This is a genomic window from Sphingomonas abaci, assembly GCF_014199625.1.
In the GTDB taxonomy this organism is placed as follows: Bacteria; Pseudomonadota; Alphaproteobacteria; order Sphingomonadales; family Sphingomonadaceae; genus Sphingomonas; species Sphingomonas abaci.
In genome coordinates this window covers 133,293-155,020 of record NZ_JACHNY010000002.1, presented here as the reverse complement: position 1 = coordinate 155,020, position 21,728 = coordinate 133,293, and the positions used below count along the sequence as shown (strand labels likewise).

General features: G+C 69.4%; 26 protein-coding genes. 11 read left to right on the top strand and 15 right to left on the bottom strand.

Features of this window, described 5'->3' with window-relative positions:
• Positions 1 to 119: 119 nt before the first annotated feature.
• From GGQ96_RS05855 to GGQ96_RS05840, 4 genes are all read right to left on the bottom strand, one after another.
• A complete protein-coding gene (locus GGQ96_RS05855) occupies positions 120 to 1,148 on the bottom strand; it encodes an ExeA family protein (RefSeq protein WP_184112566.1) in 1,029 nt (342 codons plus the stop codon).
• Positions 1,149 to 1,211: 63 nt separating this feature from the next.
• Entirely contained in the window at positions 1,212 to 1,790 is a 579-nt protein-coding gene (locus GGQ96_RS05850) for a hypothetical protein (protein ID WP_246360190.1), read from the bottom strand.
• 106 nt (positions 1,791 to 1,896) lie between these two features.
• The gene (locus GGQ96_RS05845; RefSeq protein WP_184112564.1) at positions 1,897 to 3,129 is read right to left on the bottom strand and encodes a pyridoxal-dependent decarboxylase, exosortase A system-associated; all 1,233 of its coding nucleotides are present in this window, start codon (positions 3,127 to 3,129) and stop codon (positions 1,897 to 1,899) included.
• Between the two features lie 121 nt (positions 3,130 to 3,250).
• A complete protein-coding gene (locus tag GGQ96_RS05840) occupies positions 3,251 to 4,768 on the bottom strand; it encodes an AMP-binding protein (protein ID WP_343058934.1) in 1,518 nt (505 codons plus the stop codon).
• Positions 4,769 to 4,861: 93 nt separating this feature from the next.
• On the opposite strand from GGQ96_RS05840, the gene GGQ96_RS21335 reads away from it, so the two are divergent.
• Positions 4,862 to 5,128, top strand: coding sequence for an acyl carrier protein (locus GGQ96_RS21335; protein WP_343058933.1), 267 nt, complete (start codon positions 4,862 to 4,864; stop codon positions 5,126 to 5,128).
• Positions 5,129 to 5,290: 162 nt separating this feature from the next.
• On the opposite strand, the gene GGQ96_RS05830 is transcribed toward GGQ96_RS21335, so the two are convergent.
• Positions 5,291 to 5,713 (bottom strand): hypothetical protein, encoded by a 423-nt coding sequence (locus GGQ96_RS05830; protein WP_184112561.1) that lies wholly within the window; start codon positions 5,711 to 5,713, stop codon positions 5,291 to 5,293.
• A gap of 94 nt (positions 5,714 to 5,807) precedes the next feature.
• Here GGQ96_RS05830 and GGQ96_RS05825 point away from each other — a divergent pair, with 94 nt between their 5' ends.
• From GGQ96_RS05825 to GGQ96_RS05790, 8 genes are all read left to right on the top strand, one after another.
• Positions 5,808 to 6,404: an anthranilate synthase component II gene (locus GGQ96_RS05825; RefSeq protein WP_184112560.1), complete on the top strand. Its 597-nt coding sequence runs from the start codon at positions 5,808 to 5,810 to the stop codon at positions 6,402 to 6,404.
• Positions 6,401 to 7,396 (top strand): anthranilate phosphoribosyltransferase, encoded by a 996-nt coding sequence (gene trpD, locus GGQ96_RS05820; protein WP_184112559.1) that lies wholly within the window; start codon positions 6,401 to 6,403, stop codon positions 7,394 to 7,396. The genes GGQ96_RS05825 and trpD overlap by 4 nt, the downstream gene beginning before the upstream one ends.
• Entirely contained in the window at positions 7,393 to 8,169 is a 777-nt protein-coding gene (gene trpC / locus GGQ96_RS05815; RefSeq protein ID WP_184112558.1) for an indole-3-glycerol phosphate synthase TrpC, read from the top strand. Before trpD ends, trpC begins: the two co-directional genes overlap by 4 nt.
• Positions 8,166 to 8,636 (top strand): cyclic pyranopterin monophosphate synthase MoaC, encoded by a 471-nt coding sequence (gene moaC, locus GGQ96_RS05810; RefSeq protein WP_184112557.1) that lies wholly within the window; start codon positions 8,166 to 8,168, stop codon positions 8,634 to 8,636. The genes trpC and moaC overlap by 4 nt, the downstream gene beginning before the upstream one ends.
• Positions 8,633 to 9,814, top strand: a complete 1,182-nt coding sequence (locus GGQ96_RS05805; RefSeq protein WP_184112556.1) for a molybdopterin molybdotransferase MoeA — start codon at positions 8,633 to 8,635, stop codon at positions 9,812 to 9,814. The genes moaC and GGQ96_RS05805 overlap by 4 nt, the downstream gene beginning before the upstream one ends.
• Positions 9,815 to 9,868: 54 nt before the next feature.
• Positions 9,869 to 10,540, top strand: a complete 672-nt coding sequence (gene lexA / locus GGQ96_RS05800) for a transcriptional repressor LexA (protein WP_184112555.1) — start codon at positions 9,869 to 9,871, stop codon at positions 10,538 to 10,540.
• 129 nt (positions 10,541 to 10,669) lie between these two features.
• Positions 10,670 to 11,086, top strand: a complete 417-nt coding sequence (locus tag GGQ96_RS05795; protein WP_184112554.1) for a hypothetical protein — start codon at positions 10,670 to 10,672, stop codon at positions 11,084 to 11,086.
• Positions 11,087 to 11,175: 89 nt separating this feature from the next.
• Positions 11,176 to 12,099 (top strand): SDR family NAD(P)-dependent oxidoreductase, encoded by a 924-nt coding sequence (locus GGQ96_RS05790; RefSeq protein WP_184112553.1) that lies wholly within the window; start codon positions 11,176 to 11,178, stop codon positions 12,097 to 12,099.
• Here GGQ96_RS05790 and GGQ96_RS05785 read toward each other — a convergent pair.
• Positions 12,096 to 12,239 (bottom strand): lmo0937 family membrane protein, encoded by a 144-nt coding sequence (locus tag GGQ96_RS05785; RefSeq protein WP_184112552.1) that lies wholly within the window; start codon positions 12,237 to 12,239, stop codon positions 12,096 to 12,098. The genes GGQ96_RS05790 and GGQ96_RS05785 overlap by 4 nt on opposite strands.
• Positions 12,240 to 12,360: 121 nt before the next feature.
• Here GGQ96_RS05785 and GGQ96_RS05780 point away from each other — a divergent pair, with 121 nt between their 5' ends.
• Positions 12,361 to 13,734, top strand: coding sequence for a leucyl aminopeptidase family protein (locus GGQ96_RS05780; RefSeq protein WP_184112551.1), 1,374 nt, complete (start codon positions 12,361 to 12,363; stop codon positions 13,732 to 13,734).
• Between the two features lie 13 nt (positions 13,735 to 13,747).
• Here the strand turns inward: GGQ96_RS05780 and GGQ96_RS05775 are convergent, their stop codons facing one another.
• Positions 13,748 to 14,827: a fatty acid desaturase family protein gene (locus GGQ96_RS05775; RefSeq protein ID WP_184112550.1), complete on the bottom strand. Its 1,080-nt coding sequence runs from the start codon at positions 14,825 to 14,827 to the stop codon at positions 13,748 to 13,750.
• A 125-nt stretch (positions 14,828 to 14,952) separates the two neighbouring features.
• Between GGQ96_RS05775 and GGQ96_RS05770 the strand changes: the two genes are divergently transcribed.
• On the top strand, positions 14,953 to 16,101 hold the full coding sequence (locus GGQ96_RS05770; protein ID WP_184112549.1) for an N-acetyltransferase: 1,149 nt from the start codon (positions 14,953 to 14,955) through the stop codon (positions 16,099 to 16,101).
• A gap of 51 nt (positions 16,102 to 16,152) precedes the next feature.
• Here the strand turns inward: GGQ96_RS05770 and GGQ96_RS05765 are convergent, their stop codons facing one another.
• The 8 genes from GGQ96_RS05765 to GGQ96_RS05730 all read right to left on the bottom strand — a co-directional run bounded on the left by GGQ96_RS05765 (position 16,153) and on the right by GGQ96_RS05730 (position 21,649).
• On the bottom strand, positions 16,153 to 16,464 hold the full coding sequence (locus tag GGQ96_RS05765) for a hypothetical protein (RefSeq protein ID WP_184112547.1): 312 nt from the start codon (positions 16,462 to 16,464) through the stop codon (positions 16,153 to 16,155).
• Between the two features lie 170 nt (positions 16,465 to 16,634).
• Positions 16,635 to 17,402, bottom strand: coding sequence for a transporter (locus GGQ96_RS05760; protein WP_184112545.1), 768 nt, complete (start codon positions 17,400 to 17,402; stop codon positions 16,635 to 16,637).
• 32 nt (positions 17,403 to 17,434) lie between these two features.
• Entirely contained in the window at positions 17,435 to 18,205 is a 771-nt protein-coding gene (gene xth, locus GGQ96_RS05755) for an exodeoxyribonuclease III (protein ID WP_184112537.1), read from the bottom strand.
• Between the two features lie 10 nt (positions 18,206 to 18,215).
• Positions 18,216 to 18,554: a HesB/IscA family protein gene (locus GGQ96_RS05750; protein WP_184113178.1), complete on the bottom strand. Its 339-nt coding sequence runs from the start codon at positions 18,552 to 18,554 to the stop codon at positions 18,216 to 18,218.
• Between the two features lie 79 nt (positions 18,555 to 18,633).
• Positions 18,634 to 18,978 carry a hypothetical protein gene (locus tag GGQ96_RS05745; RefSeq protein ID WP_184112535.1) on the bottom strand — a complete coding sequence of 115 codons (345 nt, stop codon included), beginning with the start codon at positions 18,976 to 18,978 and terminating at the stop codon, positions 18,634 to 18,636.
• Positions 18,979 to 19,033: 55 nt separating this feature from the next.
• Positions 19,034 to 19,999, bottom strand: a complete 966-nt coding sequence (gene mltG, locus GGQ96_RS05740) for an endolytic transglycosylase MltG (protein ID WP_184112533.1) — start codon at positions 19,997 to 19,999, stop codon at positions 19,034 to 19,036.
• Between the two features lie 37 nt (positions 20,000 to 20,036).
• Positions 20,037 to 21,296 (bottom strand): beta-ketoacyl-ACP synthase II, encoded by a 1,260-nt coding sequence (gene fabF / locus GGQ96_RS05735; protein WP_184112531.1) that lies wholly within the window; start codon positions 21,294 to 21,296, stop codon positions 20,037 to 20,039.
• Positions 21,297 to 21,412: 116 nt separating this feature from the next.
• Complete coding sequence (locus GGQ96_RS05730) at positions 21,413 to 21,649, bottom strand: acyl carrier protein (RefSeq protein WP_125995309.1); 237 nt, start codon at positions 21,647 to 21,649, stop codon at positions 21,413 to 21,415.
• Between the last annotated feature and the right edge of the window lie 79 nt (positions 21,650 to 21,728).

Here is a 21,728-nt window from a genome sequence, read left to right as displayed (position 1 = left end):
CGCTGCGATCGCGGCTCAGGGGTGGAGCGGAACGGGACAGGGCAAAGCGTCGGATCGGTCATGCCCGGCCGCCGTTATCATGGTCAGGGCCGACGCTCCACCGGACTTCGACCGACCGGTCAGGCCGCGTCGTTGGAGGCGCGCCAGCCGCGTGTCCCGCCCGGTGCGGCCGCGCGGGGCGGATCGGATTCCACCCAATCGATCAACATGGTCAGCACCCGGCGCAGCACCGTCTCCTGCTCCTCGACCCGCGCCTCCAGCGCGGCGAGGCGCGCGGTGGGGTCGGTCGGCGCGGCCTGCCCGACGCGCGCGATGGCGGAGCGGACCACGCCCGGCAGATCCTCCGCCAAGTCGGCAAGCACCGTCTCGACGATATGGGCGTCGATCACCTCCTCGCCGGTCAGCGCGGCATGGAGCATCACCCGCGACGCGATCTGGTTCAGCCGGCGCGGGATGCCGTCGGACGCCGCGTGCAGCGCGTCGAAACTGTCCTCGGAGAAATCGGGCCGACCCGTCCACCCGACCACGGTCAGCCGGTGGGCGATATAGCTGGCCACCTCGTGCGGGGCCATCGGCTCCAGATGATGGCTGGCGATGATCCGCTGGCGTAGTTGCTCCAGCCCGGCGCCCTCGTTCAGCCGGTCGCGGAACTCGGGCTGACCGAGCAGCAGGATTTGGAGCAGCGCATAGCCGCCCGCCTGGAAGTTGGAGAGCATGCGCAGCTCCTCCAGCGTTTCGATCGGCAGCGCCTGCGCCTCGTCGACGACCAGCAGGGTCCGCCGGCCGCTGCGCGCCACCGCATGCAGCCCGCGCTCGATCACCGCCAGCAGCTCCGCCTTGGTCAGGCCGACCGGATCGGCATCGAGGTGGAGCGCGACGGTGCGCAGCAGGTCCTCGGGTGCGACGGCGGTGGAGACGATGTGGATGGGATTGAGCCGCGATTCGTCGATCGTGCCGAGCAGATGCCCGATCAGCGTGGTCTTGCCCGCGCCCACCTCACCGGTCACGACGATGAACCCCTCGCCCTGCGCCAGACCATAACCCAGATAGGCCATCGCCTTGCGATGCGTCGCGGTCTCGAACCAGAAACGCGCGTCGGGCGTGAGTTGGAACGGCCGCGCCGTCAGGCCCCAATGCTGATCGTCCATCACCCTCGCCTTCGTACCTGCGGCCGAGACTAGGCGAAGCGCGAGGGGGACGCCACCCGCTTGTCAGTTGTGCGGCAGCTTGGCCGGATCCTGGGCCGCGCCCATGTCGAGGAGGAAGACGGGGCCGAGCTCCACCACCTGCTTCGCGCCGGCCAGTTGCACGGTGGCGCGGATCGCGCCCGGCGCATAGGCCCTGCCCGCGCGGCCGGCAGCATAATAGAGCTTCCAGCTCGGTCCGACCTTCGCCACGTCCTGCGCCAAGACGCCGTAGGGCGCGGCGGCCTCGCCGATACCGATCGGCAGGTCGATCGTCTGCCCCTCGGCGGCATCGGGCGCCCGAAGATAGACGGCGAGCAGCATCGTGTCGTTCGCCTGGACCGGCTTCACCGTCGCGCTGGTCGCCCCGATGTCCCAGGGGTTCGCGCCCTTCGCCGCGACCGCGACATGCACGGCCTCGTCGCCCGGGATGCCGGGGGCCTGAGTCGCCTTGGCCTTGTACTTCTCGCCATAGAAGTTCCAGCTCGTGCCCGGCTGGTTCACGGCCTTGTCGAGCAACCCGCCCCCAGCCGGCGCGCTCTGCGCCAGCACGGGCGTGGCGAAGCACAGGCCGGCCATAGCACTGGCGACGGCAATACGGATCATCTGGCATCCCCCCTATGTTGAACATCGCCCCGCTGCGGGGTCTTGGCAGCATCTCAGCGCGATATGATGGTCGACGCAAGCGGGTTCATGCTCGATCCGGTCCTTTTCAGCGCGCCACGACTTCGCGGGCCGGCGGATGACCGAGGAACGCCGCCGGGCTGGCGGTTGCGCCATAAGCCCCGGCGAGGAAGATCGCGACCAGGTCGCCGATCTCGGCGCGGGGCAGCGTCACCCGGTCGCCCAGTCGGTCGAGCGGCGTGCAGAGCGGGCCAACGACGCTGACCACTTCCTCCGCCGCCGCGCCAACCCGGTCGGCGACCGCCAGCGGATAGTTGCGGCGGACGACCGTGCCGAAATTGCCCGAGGCGGCGAGCTGGTGGTGGAGGCCGCCGTCGACGATGAGGAAGGTCTCGCCACCGCTTTCCTTACGGTCGACGACCCGCGCCAGATAGACACCCGCCTCGGCGACCAGCCAGCGACCGAGTTCGATCGCGAATCGGCTGTCGGCCAGGATCGCCGGCCGCGCCGCCAGCGCGTCTGCCAGCCGCGCACCGACCGCGTCGATGTCGAGCGGCGCGTCCCCGGCGAAATAGGGCACACCAAAGCCGCCGCCCAGATTGACCAGCGGCGGCGCGGCCCCAGCGGCCTCCGCCAGCCGCGCGGCGAGCGCCACGGTCGCGCCCTGCGTCTCCGCCACCGCCTCCGCCGACAGGGCTTGGCTGCCCGCATAGACGTGGAAGCCGCGCCAGTCCGCCCCCGCCGCGACCAGCCGCCGCACCAGCGCCGGCACCCGCGCCGCATCGATGCCGAAGGGGGACGGACGACCGCCCATCCGCATCCCCGATCCGCGCAGCTCGATATCGGGATTGACCCGCACCGCCAGGCGCGGGCGCACCCCCTGTGTGTCGGCGATGGCGAGTGCGCGATCGGCCTCGCCCTCCGACTCCAGATTCAGCGTCACGCCGCCCACGATCGCCACCAGGAGCTCGTCGTCGCGCTTGCCGGGGCCGGCGAAGCTGATCGCGGCGGCCGGCTTGACCGCCAAAGCGCAGGCGAGCTCCCCGGCGGAGGCGACGTCCAACCCGTCCATCATCGGCGCGATCGCCGCCAGCCAGTCGGGCAGCGGATTGGCCTTGATCGCATAATGAAGGTCGATGTCCGGAAACGCCGTCCGAAACCGCGCGACCCGGCCGGCGACGATCGCGGGATCATAGACGAAGACCGGCGTGCCCGCCGCCGCCCAATCCGCCGCGCGCCGACCGGCAATGTGGAGTTCGGGCGTCTGGCCGACGAACGCAGCGGGGATCGGCCCGGTCGGCTTTGCGGTAGTGGCGGTCATATCCGATCCCTCAGCGATCGGGATGATCGCGTCATGAAAGCCCCGTGGTCGCGTGACGGAGCGCCCATGCCACGTCCATTCCGGTTCGCCACGATGATTTTCGAACCTCGACGGCCCGTCGTCACGACGGGGATTCCATCGGTGCCTGCACCGCCAGCCGGCGGAGGGCGGCGCGATCGAGCTTGCCATTGGCGTTGCGCGGCAGCTCCGCGAACCAGCGATACTGCTGCGGCTGAAGGAAACTGGGCAGCTCCGCGCGCAGCCGGGCGCGCAACCCCGCTTCGCGATCCGCCTCGCCCGCCACCATCGCGACGATCGCCTGGCCCAGCCGCTCGTCGGGGACGCCGACTGCCACCGCCTCCACGGCCTCGCCGCCGGACAGGATCGCCTCCTCCACCTCCTGCGGGCTGACGCGGTTGCCGGCGACCTTGATCATCTCGTCGTCGCGGCCGACGAAGCGCAGCAGGCCGCCCGCATCCTCGACCACCGTATCGCCGGACCAGACCGCCATCCCCTCGCCCAGCCAGGGCGGCGCGGGGCGGAACCGCTGCGCGCTGCGCGCCGCATCCTGCCAATAGCCCTGCGCGACCAGGGGGCCGGCATGGACCAGCTCGCCCGGCTCGCCGGGGGCGGCGCGACCGCCGTCCGCCCGTACCGGGGCCACCGCGGCGAAGGGAATGGCGCGACCGATCGAATCGGGATTGGCATCGACCAGCGCCGGATCGAGATAGGTCGATCGGAATGCCTCGGTCAGCCCGTACATCGGATAGAGGTCGGCCCGGGGAAAACGCTGGCGCAGCATCCGCACCATGCGCGGGGTTAGCGCCCCACCCGAATTGGTCAGTCGCCGCAGCCCGGCCGCCGTCGCCGCCGGCCAGTCCGCCTCCAGCAGCTGCACCCACAGCGGCGGCACCCCGGCCAGGGTCGTCGCGTCAAACCGGGCGACCGCCTTCACCACGTCGCGCGCCGCCAGATAGTCGATCGGCGCGACCGCTGCACCCGCCGCCCAGCTCGACAGCAATTGGTTTTGGCCATAATCGAACGACAGGGGCAACACGGCGAGCACCCGGTCCGCCGGGGTCAGGCGCAGATAATGCGCCACGGAGATCGCGCCCAGCCACAGATTGGCGTGCGACAGCATCACGCCCTTTGGCCGACCAGTCGAACCGGACGTATAGAGGATCGCGGCCAGCGCTGCCGGGTCCGCGGGGGAGGCCGGCAGGCCGGGGCCGTCCAGCCGGCAGTCCGCCTCCACCGCCACCCGCATCGCCGGGGCCAGGTCGCCGGGGGCCAGGGTCGCCAGCCGCGCCGGCTGGCTGACGAGCAGCGAAGCGCCGCTGTCCGCCAGGATATGCGCCACCTGCGCCCGGCGAAGAGCCGGGTTGACCGGCACATGCACCAGCCCCGCCCGCGCCGCCGCCAGCGGCAGGATGCAGGCGACCCGCGTCTTGGGCAGCCAGCTCGCCACCCGGTCGCCATGCCGGGCGCGTTCCGCCAGCCACCCGGCGAGCGCGCCCACCGCATGCTCCAACGCGGCGAAACTCATCGCCCCCAAGCGGTCGATCACGGCAGGCGCATCGGGTGCGCCGCGAACCGGCAGATGGTCGAGCGGGCGGGCGATTGGATCGAGGTCGGTCACAAGGTCCCTCATAGCGCGGGCCCGTTGCCGATTTCACCCCTGCCGCCTAATGCGACCGCATCCATAGAGGCTTGCGAAGGGGAGAATGGCGGCGTGGCGACGAAGCAGACGGCCGATCAGGCGGTACGGCAGGTGCTGGGCGAGGTGCTCGGCCTGTCGGCGGAGCGGGTGGCCGCGTTCGATGCCGACACGCCACTGTTCGGCGCACTGCCCGAACTCGACTCGATGGCGGTGGCCGGCGTGCTGACCGAACTGGAGGACCGGCTCGGCATCCTGATCGAGGATGACGAGGTCGACGGCGACATGCTGGAGACGTTCGGCGCGTTGACCGATTTCGTGGCAGCGCGCCTGCCCACGTGAGCGACGCTCCGGGCACGCCTCCTCGGCCAGGCGAGGTGACGAAAAAAAGGCTTGTAGAGGTCCGGTGTCCGGGGCTGCCGACCGTCAACGCGACAACCCTCACGCTCCCGCCACCGTCCCCCGCGGCTTACCGGGCAGGACGGTCACGAGGCCGTCCCGTTCTCAGCGACCAGCCTGCTCCTGCTGCTGGATCGCGCGCCGCTCGGCGGCCCAATTCCGGTTCCACATCATCGAGCAGCCGGTCTGGCCGCCGGTGCCGACCGGCGAGCAGGTATCGGGCAGGCCGCCGGCGACGCGGCTGACCTCGTCGATCTGCGCGGCGCGGTTGACCCAGCTCTGGTTCTGTGCGGCGATCGGGCCGCTGTCGCGCAGGCTCTTCGGGATACGATAGGGCTCGTCGTTGCGCGTGCAGACGACGATCTCGTCCCCGGTCGACGTCGGGCAGGCCTGGTTGCCCTGTAGCGTGACGCTGCGCACGCGCTGCGGCGGCTTGCCCTGGGCGGCCTGCGCCTGCGCGGCGGCGGGTAGCAGCGTCAGCGCACCGGCCGCGAGGGAGAGGAACAGGCTGGGGTTCAGGCGGGACATCGACGCGGCTCCTTTAGACCGGAATAGAACGATTGCCGGCGCGCATAGCTCCCATGGGTTTGCGGGAATGTGTATGGCCGCTATGGCAGCCGCCATGATCCTCGTCGTCGACAATTACGACAGCTTCACCTGGAACCTGGTCCATTATCTCCAAGAGCTGGGGACGGTGGTGGAGGTGGTGCGCAACGACGCCATCTCCGCAGGCCAGGCGCTGTCCTCGGGAGCGGATGCGTTCCTGATCTCGCCCGGCCCCTGCACGCCCAACGAGGCAGGCGTATCGCTCGACCTGGTCGAGGCCTGCGCCGCCGAGGGCCGGCCGCTGCTGGGCGTCTGCCTGGGCCATCAGGCGATCGGCCAGCATTTCGGCGGTCGGGTGGAGCGCGGCGGGCTGATGCACGGCAAGACCTCGCCGGTGCTGCACGACGGCAGCGGACTGTTCGCGGGGCTCCCCTCCCCCTTCACGGCCACGCGCTATCACTCGTTGATCGTCAACGACATCCCCGATTCGCTGCTGGTCAATGCGCGGGCCGAGGACGGCGTGGTGATGGGCTTCCGCCACCGCGACCTGCCGATCCACGGCGTGCAGTTCCATCCCGAGAGCATCGCCACCGAACATGGTCATGCGATGCTGGCCAATTTCCTGCGCGACGCCGGAATCGCGGTCGACGAGGATCGGGTCAAGACGGCATGACCACCACCGCCCTGCTGCCCGATCCCGCCAGCCCGCTGGCCCGCGAGAGCGCGGCGTTGGCCTTTGCCGATGTGCTCGACGGCCGCGCCGACGACGAGTCGATCGCCCGTTTCCTCACCGCCCTCGCCGAACGCGGCGAAACGTCGATCGAGATTGCCGAGGCGGCGCGCGCGCTGCGCCAGCGGCTGATCCCGATCGACGCGCCCGCCGGCGCGATCGATGTCTGCGGCACCGGCGGCGACGGCCATCATACGCTCAACGTCTCGACGGCGGTGGCGCTGGTCGTGGCGGCGTGCGGCGTGCCGGTCGCCAAGCATGGCAACCGCGCCGCCTCGTCCAAGGCGGGCGCGGCGGACACGCTGGAGGCGCTGGGGCTCGACATGGCCGTCGCCGGCGCGACCGCCGAGCGCAGCCTCGCCGACTTGGGCATCTGCTTCCTCTTCGCCGCCAACCATCATCCGGCAATGGCGCGGATCACCCCGATCCGCCGCCGCATCGGCCGGCGCACCATCTTCAACCTGATGGGGCCGCTCGCCAATCCGGCGCATGTCGCGCGGCAGCTGATCGGCATCGCCCGGCCCGACTATGCCACCCTCTACGCCGAAGCGCTGAACCAGCTCGGCACCGAAGCGGCGCTGGTCGTCTCGGGCGAGGAGGGGCTGGACGAACTGTCCGGCGCGGGGGCCAGCATCGTCGTGCCGGTGGGGCGCGTGGCCCTGCCCGGCCGGGTCACGCCGGAGGATGCCGGCCTCGCCCGCCATCCGATCGACTCGATCCGGGGCGGCGACGCGCGCCGCAATGCGCAGGCGCTGCACGCCCTTCTGAAAGGTGAAGTCGGCGCCTACCGCGACGCGGTGCTGCTCAACGCCGCCGCCGCCCTGGTGCTCGCCGGACGCGCCGCCACCCTGGCCGAGGCCGTGCCCATCGCCGCCGAAGCGCTCGACAACGGCGCGGCGCATCGTCTCCTGACCGCCTGGATCGCCTATTCATGACCATCCTCGACACGATCATGACCCATAAGCGGGGCGAGGTCGCCGCCCGCAAGGCGCGCACCAGCGATGCCGACCTCGCCGCTCGCATCGCCGCCGCCGGCGCGCCGCGCGGCTTCCGCGCCGCGCTCGACGCCAGGGCCGGCCATGCGCTGATCGCCGAGGTGAAGAAAGCCAGTCCGTCCAAGGGACTGATCCGCCCGGACTTCGACCCGCCGGCCCATGCCCGCGCCTATCAGGCGGGAGGCGCCGCCTGCCTGTCGGTGCTGACCGACGAACATTTTTTCCAAGGCGCCGACGACTATCTGGTCGCGGCGCGCGCGGCGGTGACGTTGCCGGTGATCCGCAAGGACTTCATGGCCGACCCCTGGCAGGCCGCCGAATCGCGGGCGATCGGCGCGGATGCGATCCTGCTGATCGTCGCCGCGCTCGACGACGGACCGCTTGCCGAGATCGAGGCCGCGGCGCTGGAACTGGGCATGGACTGCCTGGTCGAGGTGCATGACGAGGCTGGACTGGAGCGCGCGCTGCGCCTCCGCTCGCGGCTGATCGGCTGCAACAATCGCGACCTGCGCGACTTTTCCGTCGATGTGTCCCGATCCTACCGGCTGAAGGCGCTGGCGCCTGCCGATTGCACCTTCGTCGCCGAGAGCGGCCTGAACAGCCGCGCCGACCTCGACGCGATGGCGGCGCATGGCGTCCACTGCTTCCTGATCGGCGAATCGCTGATGCGGCAGGACGATGTCGAGACCGCGACCCGCGCGCTGGTCGGATGACCGGGCTGACCCATCTCGACGACCAGGGCGCCGCGCGCATGGTCGATGTCGGCGACAAGCCGGCGACCGCGCGCGAGGCGGTGGCGGCGGGGCGCATCCGCCTGTCGCCCGAGGCGCTGGCGCTGGTCCGCAACGCATCGGCGAAGAAGGGCGACGTGCTGGCGGTGGCGCGGATCGCCGGGATCATGGCGGCGAAGCGCACGGCCGATCTGATCCCGCTTTGCCATCCCCTGCCGCTCAGCCGTGTCGCGATCGACCTGGCGGTGACCGACCACGGCGTGACCGTGCGCGCCACGTGTCGCACGCACGGGCCGACCGGCGTGGAGATGGAGGCGCTGACCGCCGCTTCGGTCGCGCTCCTCACCGTTTATGATATGGTGAAGGCGGTGGACAAGGCGATGATCATCGAGGATCTGCGCGTTGTCGCCAAGTCGGGCGGCAAGTCCGGCGACTGGACGATTGCATGACGCTGGTCCCCGTCGCCGAGGCGCAGGCGCGTCTCTTCGCCTTGGCCGCGCCGGTCGCGACGGAGAGGCTACCGATCCGGCAGGCCGCCGGCCGATGGGCCGCCGACGACATCACGGCGCTTCGGACTCAGCCGGTCGCCGACCTGTCGGCGATGGACGGCTATGCGATCCGCTTCGCCGACCTGCCCGGCCCCTGGCGGGTGATTGGCGAAAGCGCGGCCGGCCGTCCCTTTGCCGGAACGGTCGCAGCCGGCGAGGCGGTCCGCATCTTCACCGGCGCCGCCCTGCCGACTGGCGCTGACACCGTGCTGGTGCAGGAAGAGGCGGCGCGCGACTCCGAGCGGCTGATGCTCGATGGCGAGGGCCCGGCGCATCGCGGCCGCAACGTCCGCGCGCGCGGGCTGGACTTCCATGCGGGCAGCCGGCTGATCGCGGCGGGCGAGCGGCTGACCCCGGCGCGGATCGCGGTGGCGGCGACCGGCGGGCATGGCGCCCTGCCGGTCCGCCGCTCCGTCCGAGTCGCGTTGGCGGCGACCGGCGACGAGCTGGTGCCGGCCGGAGGACCGGTGAGCGGCGCGCAACTGCCCGAGTCGAACGGCGTCATGCTGGCGGCGATGCTCGCCGACCTGCCGGTCGCGATCGTCGACCTTGGCATCCTGCCCGACCGGCTCGACGTCCTGACCGAGGCGTTCCGGACGGTCGAGGCCGACCTGCTGGTGACCACCGGCGGCGCGTCGGTCGGTGACCACGACTTGGTGCGGCCGGCGCTGCTGGCGGCCGGGGGCGCGATCGATTTCTGGCGCATCGCGCTTCGCCCCGGCAAGCCGATGATGGCGGGCCGGCTGGGCGGCGCGCTGGTGCTGGGGCTGCCGGGCAACCCCGTATCCGCCTTTGTCACCGCGACTTTGTTCGTCCGACCCGTGGTTGCGCACCTGGCGGGGGCGCGCGATCCGCTGCCGGTGACCACGCACGCCCTGCTCGGCGAGGATCTGCCCGCCAATGGCGGCCGCACCGATTATCTGCGCGCGCGGCTGGAGGATGGCCGCGCCTATGCCTCGACCATTCAGGACAGCTCGATGCTGCTCACGCTGGCGCGATCGACCTGCCTGATCCTGCGGCCGGCGGGTGCTCCGGCAGCCAAAGCGGGCGAATCGGCGGAAATCCTCGTCATCGCTTGACCGCAAGCAAATTGTTCCGTATCGGTTCCGTGTCTGTTCCGGACGGAGAGAGCCATGCTCACGCGCAAGCAGCACGAACTGATCTGTTTCATCAACGATCGCCTTGCGGAGACGGGCGTTTCGCCGTCGTTCGAGGAGATGAAGGATGCCCTCGACCTCAAGTCGAAGTCCGGCGTCCACCGGCTGATCTCGGCATTGGAGGAGCGCAACTTCATCCGGCGCCTTCCCAATCGCGCGCGGGCGCTGGAGGTGCTGCGGATGCCGGAGCGGCCCGAAAAGACCGATGCGCCCGTCGTCTCCGCTCCCCCCGCCGCCAAGGCGGCGCCCGCCGCGCCCGCCAACGACGTGGTCGAGATCCCGCTGCACGGCCGGATCGCCGCCGGCGTTCCGATCGAGGCATTCGAGGGATCGACCATGTTGTCGGTGCCGGCGGCGCTGCTCGGCACCGGGGACCATTATGCGCTGGAGGTGGCGGGTGACTCGATGGTCGAGGCTGGCATCCTCGACGGCGACTATGCGCTGGTCCGCCGGCAGGAGATCGCCCGCGACGGCGAGATCGTCGTCGCGCTGATCGAGGAGGCGGAGGCGACGCTTAAATATTTCCGGCGGGAAGGCGCGATGGTGCGGCTCGACCCCGCCAACCGTGCCTATGATCCTCAGCGCTATGCGCCGCAACAGGTGCGTATCCAGGGTAAGCTCGCGGGAATCTTGCGCCGCTACGATTGAGTTCCGGGGCGGGTGGCCGGCAATATGTCCGGTCGCCCCTCCAAATTCACCTGCGAAACAAAGTCCAAAGCGGGACGTTAGGGGGCGGCGTGAACGCTTTCCGCGCTCGCAATCGCAGGAGAAATCCCGATGAAGTTCTTTCTTCTCGCCGCCACGGCGATGATCGCCGCGCCGGTGATGGCGCAGGACATGCAGGCCGCTCCGCAAACGCAGACGCCGATGCAGGACCCCGCCGCGCCGGCGACGCCGGCCGACCCGGCCACGCCCGCCGATCCGGCGATGCAGCAGCAGACCCCGCCCCCGGCCGATCCGGGCGCGACGCCCCCCGCCGCGCCGACCGCCGCGCCCGGTGGCATGAGCACGGGCGACCCGGTCGGTGGCTACCAGCCGACTGGTCCCGCAGCCCCGGCGGGTGCGACGGTCAATGGCGGCGTCGTGCCGTCGGTATCGCCGTCCCAGGCCTTCCCGCCGCCAGCCCCGCTTGCCAGCTATCCGATCTGCAAAAAGGGTCAGTACGACAAGTGCCGCCAGCGCGGCGGCAAGTAAGACCTAATACTGCGTGACGCGCGGCGGTTGCCACCGTCGTTGTCCGATCTCTAGAGAGGGCGCTCCACCTAGCGGGAGCGCCCTTTTTCATGTCCATCCGGTTCGACGATCAGGTCGCCATCGTCACGGGGGCCGGCGGAGGCCTCGGTCGCGCCTATGCGCTCGAACTGGCGCGGCGCGGAGCGAAGGTGGTGGTCAACGACCTGGGCGGCGAAGCCGATGGCACCGGCCGATCGGATGCGGCGGCCGCGGTGGTGGCCGAGATCGTCGCAGCGGGTGGCGAAGCGATGGCGAATGGCGGCAGCGTCGCCGATCCCGAGCAGATGGCCGCGATGGTCGATCACGCCCGCGAGCGCTGGGGCGGCGTCCATATCCTCATCAACAATGCCGGCGTGCTGCGCGACAAGAGCTTCGCCAAGATGACGACCGACGATTTTGAGTTCGTGGTGCGCGTTCACCTCCTCGGCTCCGCCTTCGTCACCAAGGCGTGCTGGGACCTGTTCCGCGCACAGAATTACGGGCGCGTACTGATGACCTCGTCGTCCAGCGGGTTGTTCGGCAATTTCGGTCAGGCCAATTACGGTGCGGCGAAGCTCGGCATCGCCGGGCTAACGCGCACGCTGGCGATCGAGGGGGCCAAGCACGACATCCGTGTCAACACCATCGCGCCGACCGCCGGGACGCGGATGACCGAAGGCCTGTTCCCGGCCGATCTGTTCGACCTCTTCGCACCGGAAAAGATCGTGCCGGCCGCGCTGTTTCTCGTATCGGGCGACGCGCCGACCAATCAGATCGTCGGGGCGGGAGCGGGCGTGGTGCAGAGCGCCCATATCACGCTGACCCCCGGCGTGGCGCTGCACGGTGATTCGTTGTCGCCCGAAGGTGTCGCCGCGGCCTGGGACCGGATCACCGACCGCACGGCCAAGATCGTCCCGGCCTCCGGGGCCGAGCAGGCGATGCTGATCGGCCGTATGCTGATGGAGCGTGGGGCTCCATCAGCGCAAGGGTCCTAGACGCGACGGCCGGTGAACAGCTGGATCAGGCCGACGACCAGCGCGATGACCAGCAGGATGTGGATCAACCCACCGGCGACATGGAGACTGAAGCCGAGCAGCCACAGGATCACAAGAATGACGACAATCGTCCACAACATGGCGCTTAGCTCCTAAAGTGTTGGAAACTCCCAGTTATGCGGTAACGTATGTGACCGCGGAGACGTTCCGGAGGTGGAACGTGCGGTTGCGCGATCGTGCCGCTTCTGATTGGTAGGTGGGATGACCCGCTTCGCCCCCCTGCTCCTGCCTGACCGAGGCCAACCCGCGCATGCCATCGAATGGATCGCCGCGACGGACAACGAGGCATGGCTGCGTGGCCAGACCGGCGTCGCCCGCGCGCAGCTTGCCGCGCAGCGCTTCGCCGGCAAGCCCGGCAGCCATGCTATCCTTACCGATGGCAGCGATGCCTGGCGCGTGGTCGCGGTGCCCCCGGCTGAAAGTGGCCCTTGGGTGCTGGCGCGGCTGGCGGAAACCCTGCCCGCCGGCACCTATCGCGTGACCGGGGGCGGGGGCGATCCGCTCGGATGGCTGCTGGGGCAATATCGCTTCGACCGGTATCGCAAGGCCGAGGGCGAGGGTCCGCGCGTCCTGCTGACCGGGGACGTGGCCCGGCTTGAGGAAACGCTGCGCATCGCCAGCGCCACCGCCTGGGTCCGCGACCTCGTCAACACGCCGGCCGGTGATCTTGGCCCGGCGGAGCTGGAGGCAGAGGCGGAGGCGCTGGGCAAACGGCACGGCGCGGCGGTGACGGTGCGACGCGGCGACGAACTGACGCAGGCCTACCCGATGATCCATGCGGTCGGCCGCGCTGCCCCGCGCGAGCGCGCCCCCCGCCTAATCGAGCTACGATGGGGAGATCCCGACGCGCCGCGGCTGGCGATCGTCGGCAAGGGTGTCTGCTTCGACACCGGCGGCCTGGACCTCAAGCCCTCGGCGGCGATGCGGCTGATGAAGAAGGACATGGGCGGGGCGGCCCATGCGCTGGCGCTCGCCGAGCTGATAATGGCTGCCGCCATGCCCGTCCGGCTGCACCTGCTGATCCCGGCGGTGGAGAATGCGGTGTCCGGCGACGCCTTCCGGCCCGGTGACGTGCTGCGCAGCCGCGCCGGGCTGACGGTGGAGAACACCAACACGGATGCCGAGGGCCGGCTGATCCTGGGGGACGCCCTGACCCGCGCCGGCGAGGAGAATCCCGAGTTGATCCTCGACTTCGCGACTTTGACTGGCGCGGCGCGAGTGGCGCTGGGCCCGGACCTGCCGCCCCTGTTCAGCGATGACGAGGCGCTGGCAACCGATCTGCTGGCTGCGGGCACCGCGCTCGGCGATCCGCTATGGCGGCTGCCGCTATGGGATGGCTATGACGAGATGCTGAAATCGGAGGTGGCCGACATGGTCAACGCGCCCGATGGCGGCTTTGCCGGCGCGGTCACCGCCGCCCTGTTCCTGCGCCGCTTCGTGCCGAAGGGCACGGCCTGGGCGCATCTGGACGTATTCGCCTGGCGGCCGGCGTCCAAGCCCGGCCGGCCCAAGGGCGGCGACGCCTTCGGCCTGCGCGCCTGCTACCAGGTGCTGAAGGCGCGCTACGCCGGGTAGCGCATCGTCCGGCCTAGCGGCGGACCATGGTGCTGCGGCCGATCTTGGCCACCAGCCCCGGCAAGCCCTTGTAGCTGGCCTTGTGATAGGGCGAGTCCGCATCGACCATCGCGGTCAGCTGACGGTGCGCCGCGCCCAGCGCATGATAGGGCACGCTGGGCAGCAGGTGGTGCAGCGCATGGTAGCGCAGGCCCACCGGCGCCCACAGCGCGGGCAGCAACGCCGGCGGCGGCACGTTGACGCTGTCCAGATATTGCGCGGTCACGCTCATCGGCTCGCCCTCATTTTCCCAGAGGTGGGCCACCAGCGTTCGGACCTGATTGAGGACCGCGACCGCGGACGCCACCGCCAGGATGATCGCGAAGCTGCGCAGCGACAGCACGCCGGTCGCCGCCAGCGCGATCAGGCCGATCGCCCACAGGCTGGCGACGCTCTCGATCCGGTTCCACAGCCGCAGCGCGTCGCCCTCCGGCATGCGGCGGCGGAATTGCGGGTTGATCGCCAGCGCCGAGTACCGCTCGACCACGATCCGACGCAGCGTCGGCGATAGCATCGACAGCGGCGAGAGGATGGCGAACCGCACCAGCAGGGCGACCGGGGCCAGCGCCGAGACGATGATGAAGAGCGGCAGCGTCCACGGCTTCATCAGCGCCAAAGGCAGATATTCGGGGTCCTCGACCGTGCCATAGCGGGTCTTGGCGTGGTGGAGGTTGTGCACGCCTTCATACATGAAGGACGGGATCAGCATCGGCACGCCGACCAGCGCATTCCACCCGGCGCGAAAGCCCGGCAGCGCGCTGTGCTTCATGTGCGAAACCTCGTGAATGAAGCTCATCGCCCGGTAGAGGCCCAGCATGGCCACCACACTCGCCGCGATGGTCACGCCGGTCGAGGGTGTCAGAATCGCCACCGCCAGCGCGCCATAGCCGATCACCACCGACGCGATCAGGTCCGCCCAGTAGATGCCGGGCCTCGCCTGCGAATGGGTGCGGGTCAGCTCAGCGGCGGCGCGCAGCATCGCCTTGTCATCGGCGACGCGGATGGTCTTCGCGCGGCTCGGCATGCCGGCACGATCGAGCGTGATGCTGTTCATGACATGATCCATTGGCTTCAGATAATGGCGACAGCGTGGCTTTCCCAGCCACGGCATATTACGGAATCCTCACTCGCCATGATCGGCTCCGCCGTTTACGGGCCCAGGCTGCCGGAGGACCATTGATGACGATCACGATCAGACCCGTCGAGACCAAGCGCGACCGCAAGACCTTCGTGGACCTGCCGTTCCGCCTTTATCGCGACGACCCCAACTGGGTGCCGCCGCTGAGGGGCGAGGCGCTCGGCCTGATCACGCCGGCGAAGAACGGCTGGTACAGCCACGCCAAGGCGCAGCTGTTCCTGGCGGAGGAAAACGGACGGGTGGTCGGCCGCATCTCCGCGCATATCGACACGCTGGCGCTGACCATGCCCGCCGACCAAGGCTTCGGCCCCGGCACCGGCCAATGGGGGCTGATGGAGGCGGAGCGCCAGGACATCTTCCAGGCGCTCATCGTCCGGGCGGAGGACTGGCTGCGCGGCCAGGGCATCACCCGCGCGCTGGGTCCGATCTCGCAATCGATCTGGGAGGAGCCCGGCCTGCTGGTCGAAGGGTTCGACCATCCGCCAACGATCATGATGGGCCATGCCCGCCCCGAATATCGCGAGTGGATCGAGGCGGCCGGATACGCCCTGGTCAAGCAGCTCATGACCTATGAGCTCGACATCACCCAGGACTTTCCGAAGATCGTCCAGCGGATCATCAAGTCGGGCGAGGCCAATCCCCGCATCCGCGTGCGCGAGGTCGACAAGTCAAGGTTCGACGAGGAAGCGGCGATCATCCTCGGCATCCTGAACGATGCATGGTCGGACAATTGGGGCTTCGTCCCCCTCACCCCGCCCGAGATCAAGGATGTCGGCGTCAAGCTGAAGCCGATCGTGTTCAACGACCTGATCCGCATCGCCGAGCTCGACGGCAAGCCGGTCGCGTTCATGATCACCCTGCCCGACCTGAACGAGGCGATCGCGCCGCTGAACGGCTCGCTGCTGCCGTTCGGCTGGGCCAAGCTGCTGCTATGGCTGCGCAAACCCCAGGTACGGACGATGCGCGTGCCGCTGATGGGCGTGGTCAAGGAATTGCAATCGTCGCGCATGGCGAGCCAGCTCGCCTTCATGATGATCGAATATATCCGCCGCGCCTCGGTGACGCACTATGGCGCGAGCCGGGGCGAGATCGGGTGGATCCTGGAGGACAATCAGGGGATGCGCTCGATCGCCGAGACCATCCAGAGCCGCGTCAACAAGGTCTACAACGTCTATGGCCGGACGCTCTGACATCTGAAAACGGCGTGGCGGTCGGGACCGGCCGACCGCCACCGGGGTTCCTCACAGCACCGGTTCGAGGCCGAGGCGATTCCAGTCGGCGCGCTTACGGCAGACGCGACGGGTCTCGCCCTTCTTGCTGATATCGTCGATGAAGCAATAATAAGGCCCCTTGGCGCCGGTCATCTGCTGGCTAACCGGCTTGCGCAGGGCATTGACGACCATTTCGCGGTCACGCGGCTGCGCCCATTTCGAGGCGGGCAGCACCGGGGCTGACATGCGGGCATTGGCGATGTCGGGCATGGGCTCTGCCAAAGCGGCGGCGGGGGCCGGTGCGGCGGCGGCAACAGCGGCGGCGAGGATCAGGCTGAACATGGTATCGTCTCCCTGCCGCCTGGACCATTTTCCGGCGGCAACTGTGTTAGTGCATTACCTATGCCAAACACTGGAGTGGCGGATTTCCGCCATTTTCATCGGGTCGCCCGTACAATCCGCCACATCTTCACCGCAGGACGCGCCAAGTGTCGGCGCGTCCCGCCATCGGGTCAAAACAGCGCGGCCATGCCCATATAGAGATGCAGGTCGGGCGACTGGTGGTTCAACCCAGCCACGGCCTCGCCATAAAGCGCGCGGGTCGGCGTCACCTCCCATTGCAGGCCGAGACCAGCCAGCGCCTGGGTCGAGGGATCGGCCGGATCACGGTCGCGCAACCATTCCGCCTCGATCGTCGCATTCAGCCGCTCGGTTACCGCGATCGAGGCCGCGACGACGCCGCTGGCCCGGAAATGCCGGCCACCACCCTCCTCGTCCGGCCGTGCATCCGCCTCGCCGGTCACACCGATATTGAGCGTATCAGTCAGATCGTAGGTGACCGGCAGCACCAGCCCGGCGCCCCAGGTGCCGGCCCCGACCGGCGAGCGCCCGACCGGCAGGGTCACGAACGGCTCCAGGCCGAAGGACAGGCCTTGGCCGTCCGGGTTGCGCAGATTCTGCCGCACCGCCAGCCGGATATCGCCCACTCGCGCCTGTTTCGTCACGCGGTCGTCGGCCTTGTCGCGCTCGCGCACATAGCCGACCGGCGACCAGCCGAGTTGCACCTCGGTCGAGGGCCCGACGCCCAGCCGGGCGATGAAGTCCGCCCCCAGCCAGGTATCGGTGCGGCTGTCGGGCTGGTCGTCCCGCTCCCAGTCGGCGACCGAGAACTCGACATGCACCCGCCCCGGCTCGGTCGTGCAAGCCGACCCCTCCAGCGACGGCCGGGTCGGGCAGAACCGCGGCGCGTCCTGTCCCCAGGCGGCGGCCGGCAGCGCCATCAGCGCCACGCCCAGCGCGGAAAGCCGGCGCGTCAGCGGAGTCGTACCCAGGTCGGCGCGTGGTCGCTCGCCTTGTCGCGCCCGCGATAGCTTTTGTCGACGCCCGCATCGACCAGCCGGTCGGCCGCCTGCGGACTGAGCAGCAGGTGATCGATGCGGAAGCCGGCGTCGCGCTGCCACGATCCGGCCTGATAGTCCCAGAAGGTCCAGACCCCGCCCTTGGGGGCGCGGCTGCGCAGCGAGTCGGTCCAGCCCTGCGCCAGCAGGCGGCGATAGGCGGCGCGGCTTTCGGGCTGCATCAGCGCGTCGCTGGCCATGGCTGGCACGGAATAGGTATCGTCGTCGTTCGGGATGACATTATAGTCGCCCGCCAGCACCGCCGGCCGCTCCTCCGCCAGCAGCGTGCGGGCGCGCGCCGCCAGCCGTTCCATCCAGCGCAGCTTGTAGTCAAACTTCGCGCCGGGCTGCGGGTTGCCGTTGGGCAGATAGAGCGAGGCGATGACGATCCCGCCGACGTCGCATTCCAGATAGCGGCTCTGCTCGTCCTCCGGCTCCCCATCCAGCCCGCGCTGGCGCAGGATCGGTTCCTGTCCGCGCGCCAGCACCGCGACGCCGTTCCACGCCTTCTGCCCGTGCCAGAGGGCACCATATCCTGCCGCCGCGATCTCAGCGGCGGGAAACCCCTCATCGGCCGATTTCAGCTCTTGGAGGCAGACCACATCCGGTTGATCTTCGGTCAGATATTCCAGCACGCGCGGCAGTCGCGCCTTGATGCCGTTGACGTTGTAGGTGACGATCTTCACGCCACCCGTCTTAGACGGCGAAGCTGGTTCCGCAACCACATCCCGACGCCGCCACCGGATTATCGACTCGAAACGCCGCGCCGCCGAGCGACTCGACATAATCGACGGTGCAGCCGCGCACGAGATCCAGGCTGACGCTGTCGACCAGCAGACGGACGCCGTCGGTCTCGGCGACGCTGTCGTCCGCCTCGGGCGCGTCGGCCAGCCCGAACTTGTACTGGAAGCCCGAACAACCACCCCCCTCGACCGACAGGCGGAGCAGGGCCGGCTTGTTCTGGCGCGTGGCGATGGCCGCCACACGGGCGGCGGCGGCAGGGGTCAATGCGACCTCGGAAACGAGCGTGGCCATACGCCGCAGATAGGCGGTGGCGGTGCGGGCGGCAAGGTGACCTCGCCCGCTCTCAGAGAGTCGGCGGTTCAGCCGACCGTCATGGCCGCGCGCCATATTCACGCCGCTGCGCAACCGTGGCGCGATCCCACCAGGCGCGGGCCAGAAGCCGGGCGATCCGCTCCCCTGCCCCGGTGCCGTAGCGCACCAGCACCGCCGGCCATTTGCGGTAGTGATCGGTCTCCCAGAAGCTGTCTGGGTCGGTGGCGATCAGCACCGGCTTGTCGGCCAGCGAGACGTGAAGAACGAAGCTGCCCGGATCGGGTGCGGTGGTGCCGGCCAGCGTCGCGCCGCGGAAACGCAGCGCCGGCTGGCCATAGCTCGCCCCCTCAACCACGCCCGGCAAGGCCAGCCCGGCCGCCGCCACCTCTGCCCAATCGCGCATTCCCATCATCCAAGCCATGGATCGAATGGCTTTTAATCGGCGCGGTCGACCGTGACTACATCTCGCCGCGCACCTTGCGGATCGCATACCATTTGCGGACATTGGCATTATGCTCGGGCAGCGTGTCGGCGAAGACGTGGCCACCCGTCCCGTCGGCGACGAAATACAGCGCCTGGCTGTCCGCCGGGTCGAGCACTGCATCGATCGAGGCGCGACCCGGATTGGCGATCGGACCGATCGGCAGGCCGGCGCTGGCATAGGTGTTGTAGCCGTTGCGCGCATGTAGCTCCGACTGCTTGATCCGCCGGCCGAGCGGCCGCCCCTTGGTGATCGGGTAGATGACGGTCGGATCGGCCTGGAGCGGCATATGCAGCCGCAGCCGGTTGCCATAGACCGCCGCGACCGTGCGCCGCTCGGACGGCTTGCCCGTTTCCTTCTCGACAATCGAGGCGAGGATGATCGCCTGCTCCGGGCTGGTCACCGCACTGGCCTTGGAGCGCTTCGCCCAGGCCGTCGCGAGATAGTCGCGCATCGCCGCCTGCATCCGCGCCAGCACCGCCGCGCGCGTATCGCCGCGCTGATAGGCATAGCCGTCGGGCAGGACCGAGCCTTCCGCGGGGACCGGCACCGATCCGGCCAGTCCGTCCGCCTTCATCAGCGCGTCATGGACCATGACCGAGGGCAGCCCCTCCGGCACCACGACGAAGCGCTGGCGGACCTTGCCCTCCTTCAGCAGGTCGAGGATCTGCCCGGCGCTGGCATGGGCGGGAATCTCATATTCGCCCGCCTTGACCGAGCCGCCGCCGCCGAAGACGCGGGCGAGCAGGCGGAAACGATGGGCGGAGCGGATCGCACCGGCCTGCTCCAGCGCGATCGCGGCGCGCGCCAGGCTGGCCCCGGCCGGCACCACGACGCTGACCGGCTTCGCCGCCGGCCCCGCGCCTGCCCACATGTTCGCCGCGACAATCGCGCCGATCACCAGCCCGGCGACCAGCAGGACGAGGCACCCCAGTTTCCGCATCACTTCCCCCAGGGGCCTCGGCCCGCCGCCCGATCGCTTAGAGCGCGCGCATCACCAGCGATGCGTTGGTGCCACCGAAGCCAAACGAATTGTTCAGCACCGCCTTGACCGGGCGCTTCTTGGCGACATGCGGCACCAGGTCGACGCCCTCGCAACCCGCGCTGGGATTGTCGAGGTTGAGCGTCGGCGGCACGATCTGGTCGCGCATCGCCAGAATGCAGAAGATCGACTCGACGGCGCCCGCGCCACCCAGCAGATGGCCGATCGCCGACTTGGTCGACGACATGGACAGGTCGCCGATCGCGTCGCCGAACAGCCGCCGCACCGCGCCCAGCTCCAGTTCGTCGCCGAGCGGGGTCGAGGTGCCGTGCGCGTTGATGTAGTCGATGTCCGACAGCGCCAGACCGCTCTTGCGCATCGCCATCTCCATCGAGCGGAACGCGCCCGAACCTTCGGGATGCGGCGCGGTGACGTGATAGGCGTCGCCCGACAGGCCGTAGCCGATCACCTCGGCATAGATCTTCGCGCCGCGCGCCTTGGCCCGCTCATATTCCTCGAGCACCACGACGCCCGCGCCCTCGCCCATCACGAAGCCGTCGCGGTCGACGTCGTAGGGACGGCTCGCCTTTTCCGGCGTGTCGTTGAAGCCCATCGACAGCGCGCGCGCCTGGGCGAAGCCAGCGATGCCAAGCGGGCAGATCGCGCTTTCCGCACCGCCGGCCAGCATGACATCGGCATCGTCCATCGCGATCATCCGCGCGGCGTCGCCGATCGAGTGCGCGCCCGTCGAACACGCCGTGACCACGGCATGGTTGGGACCCATCAGCCCGTATTTGATCGATACCTGACCCGAGATGAGGTTGATCAGCCGGCCATGCACGAAGTGCGGCGAGACGCGCGAAGGCCCCTTGTTCTCGCAGACCAGCGATTCGCTGGCGATGCCCGGCAGGCCACCGATGCCCGACCCGATCGAACAGCCGGCGCGGAACCGCTCCGCCTCGGTCATTTCGAGCAGGCCGGCATCCTCCAGCGCCTGGCCGGCGGCGTCGATGCCATAGACGATGAACGGATCGACCTGCCGCTGCACCTTGTGGTCGACACGCTTGTTCGGGTCGAAGCCGTAGGGATGGTCGGCCGGCTTCACCTCGCAGGCGATGCGGCATTTCTGGTTCGAAGCATCGAAGATCGTGATCGGGCCCGCGCCCGACTTGCCCGCGATGATGTTGGCCCAGGTCGTTTCGACATCGCCGCCCAGCGGCGTCACAAGGCCCAATCCGGTTACGACGACACGCCGCATCCCACTCTCCACACTGCTAATCCCGATGTTTTCGGCACGTGATGACGAAAACGGCTCCCCGCTCCTTAGCCCGGTGCGGGGAGCCGCTCAATTCCGGCCGAAAAAGGCGCGTCCGATTAGGACTTGTGCTCGTCGATATAGGTGATCGCGTCCTGCACGGTCGTGATCTTCTCGGCGGCATCGTCCGGGATCTCGACGCCGAACTCCTCCTCGAACGCCATGACGAGCTCGACAATGTCGAGGCTGTCGGCGCCGAGATCGTCGATGAAGCTCGCCTGCTCGGTCACCTTGTCGGCTTCGACGCCGAGATGCTCGACGACGATCTTCTTCACGCGGTCGGCGGTCTCGCTCATGGTAGTCCCTCTTCGATTACGGGGTTTAGAATTCCTGAACGCACGTAGAACGCAGGGGGAGCCGTGGCAAGGCCCCGTC

Bases quoted from the DNA above. Each gene is read 5' to 3' on its own strand.
- GGQ96_RS05855 (WP_184112566.1), bottom strand. From the start codon at position 1,148: ATGGACGATCAGCATTGGGGCCTGACGGCGCGGCCGTTCCAACTCACG.
- GGQ96_RS05850 (WP_246360190.1), bottom strand. From the start codon at position 1,790: ATGATCCGTATTGCCGTCGCCAGTGCTATGGCCGGCCTGTGCTTCGCC.
- GGQ96_RS05845 (WP_184112564.1), bottom strand. From the start codon at position 3,129: ATGACCGCCACTACCGCAAAGCCGACCGGGCCGATCCCCGCTGCGTTC.
- GGQ96_RS05830 (WP_184112561.1), bottom strand. From the start codon at position 5,713: ATGTCCCGCCTGAACCCCAGCCTGTTCCTCTCCCTCGCGGCCGGTGCG.
- GGQ96_RS05825 (WP_184112560.1), top strand. From the start codon at position 5,808: ATGATCCTCGTCGTCGACAATTACGACAGCTTCACCTGGAACCTGGTC.
- trpD (WP_184112559.1), top strand. From the start codon at position 6,401: ATGACCACCACCGCCCTGCTGCCCGATCCCGCCAGCCCGCTGGCCCGC.
- trpC (WP_184112558.1), top strand. From the start codon at position 7,393: ATGACCATCCTCGACACGATCATGACCCATAAGCGGGGCGAGGTCGCC.
- moaC (WP_184112557.1), top strand. From the start codon at position 8,166: ATGACCGGGCTGACCCATCTCGACGACCAGGGCGCCGCGCGCATGGTC.
- GGQ96_RS05805 (WP_184112556.1), top strand. From the start codon at position 8,633: ATGACGCTGGTCCCCGTCGCCGAGGCGCAGGCGCGTCTCTTCGCCTTG.
- lexA (WP_184112555.1), top strand. From the start codon at position 9,869: ATGCTCACGCGCAAGCAGCACGAACTGATCTGTTTCATCAACGATCGC.
- GGQ96_RS05795 (WP_184112554.1), top strand. From the start codon at position 10,670: ATGAAGTTCTTTCTTCTCGCCGCCACGGCGATGATCGCCGCGCCGGTG.
- GGQ96_RS05790 (WP_184112553.1), top strand. From the start codon at position 11,176: ATGTCCATCCGGTTCGACGATCAGGTCGCCATCGTCACGGGGGCCGGC.
- GGQ96_RS05785 (WP_184112552.1), bottom strand. From the start codon at position 12,239: ATGTTGTGGACGATTGTCGTCATTCTTGTGATCCTGTGGCTGCTCGGC.
- GGQ96_RS05780 (WP_184112551.1), top strand. From the start codon at position 12,361: ATGACCCGCTTCGCCCCCCTGCTCCTGCCTGACCGAGGCCAACCCGCG.
- GGQ96_RS05775 (WP_184112550.1), bottom strand. From the start codon at position 14,827: ATGAACAGCATCACGCTCGATCGTGCCGGCATGCCGAGCCGCGCGAAG.
- GGQ96_RS05770 (WP_184112549.1), top strand. From the start codon at position 14,953: ATGACGATCACGATCAGACCCGTCGAGACCAAGCGCGACCGCAAGACC.
- GGQ96_RS05765 (WP_184112547.1), bottom strand. From the start codon at position 16,464: ATGTTCAGCCTGATCCTCGCCGCCGCTGTTGCCGCCGCCGCACCGGCC.
- GGQ96_RS05760 (WP_184112545.1), bottom strand. From the start codon at position 17,402: ATGGCGCTGCCGGCCGCCGCCTGGGGACAGGACGCGCCGCGGTTCTGC.
- GGQ96_RS05750 (WP_184113178.1), bottom strand. From the start codon at position 18,554: ATGGCCACGCTCGTTTCCGAGGTCGCATTGACCCCTGCCGCCGCCGCC.
- GGQ96_RS05745 (WP_184112535.1), bottom strand. From the start codon at position 18,978: ATGCGCGATTGGGCAGAGGTGGCGGCGGCCGGGCTGGCCTTGCCGGGC.
- mltG (WP_184112533.1), bottom strand. From the start codon at position 19,999: ATGCGGAAACTGGGGTGCCTCGTCCTGCTGGTCGCCGGGCTGGTGATC.
- fabF (WP_184112531.1), bottom strand. From the start codon at position 21,296: ATGCGGCGTGTCGTCGTAACCGGATTGGGCCTTGTGACGCCGCTGGGC.
- GGQ96_RS05730 (WP_125995309.1), bottom strand. From the start codon at position 21,649: ATGAGCGAGACCGCCGACCGCGTGAAGAAGATCGTCGTCGAGCATCTC.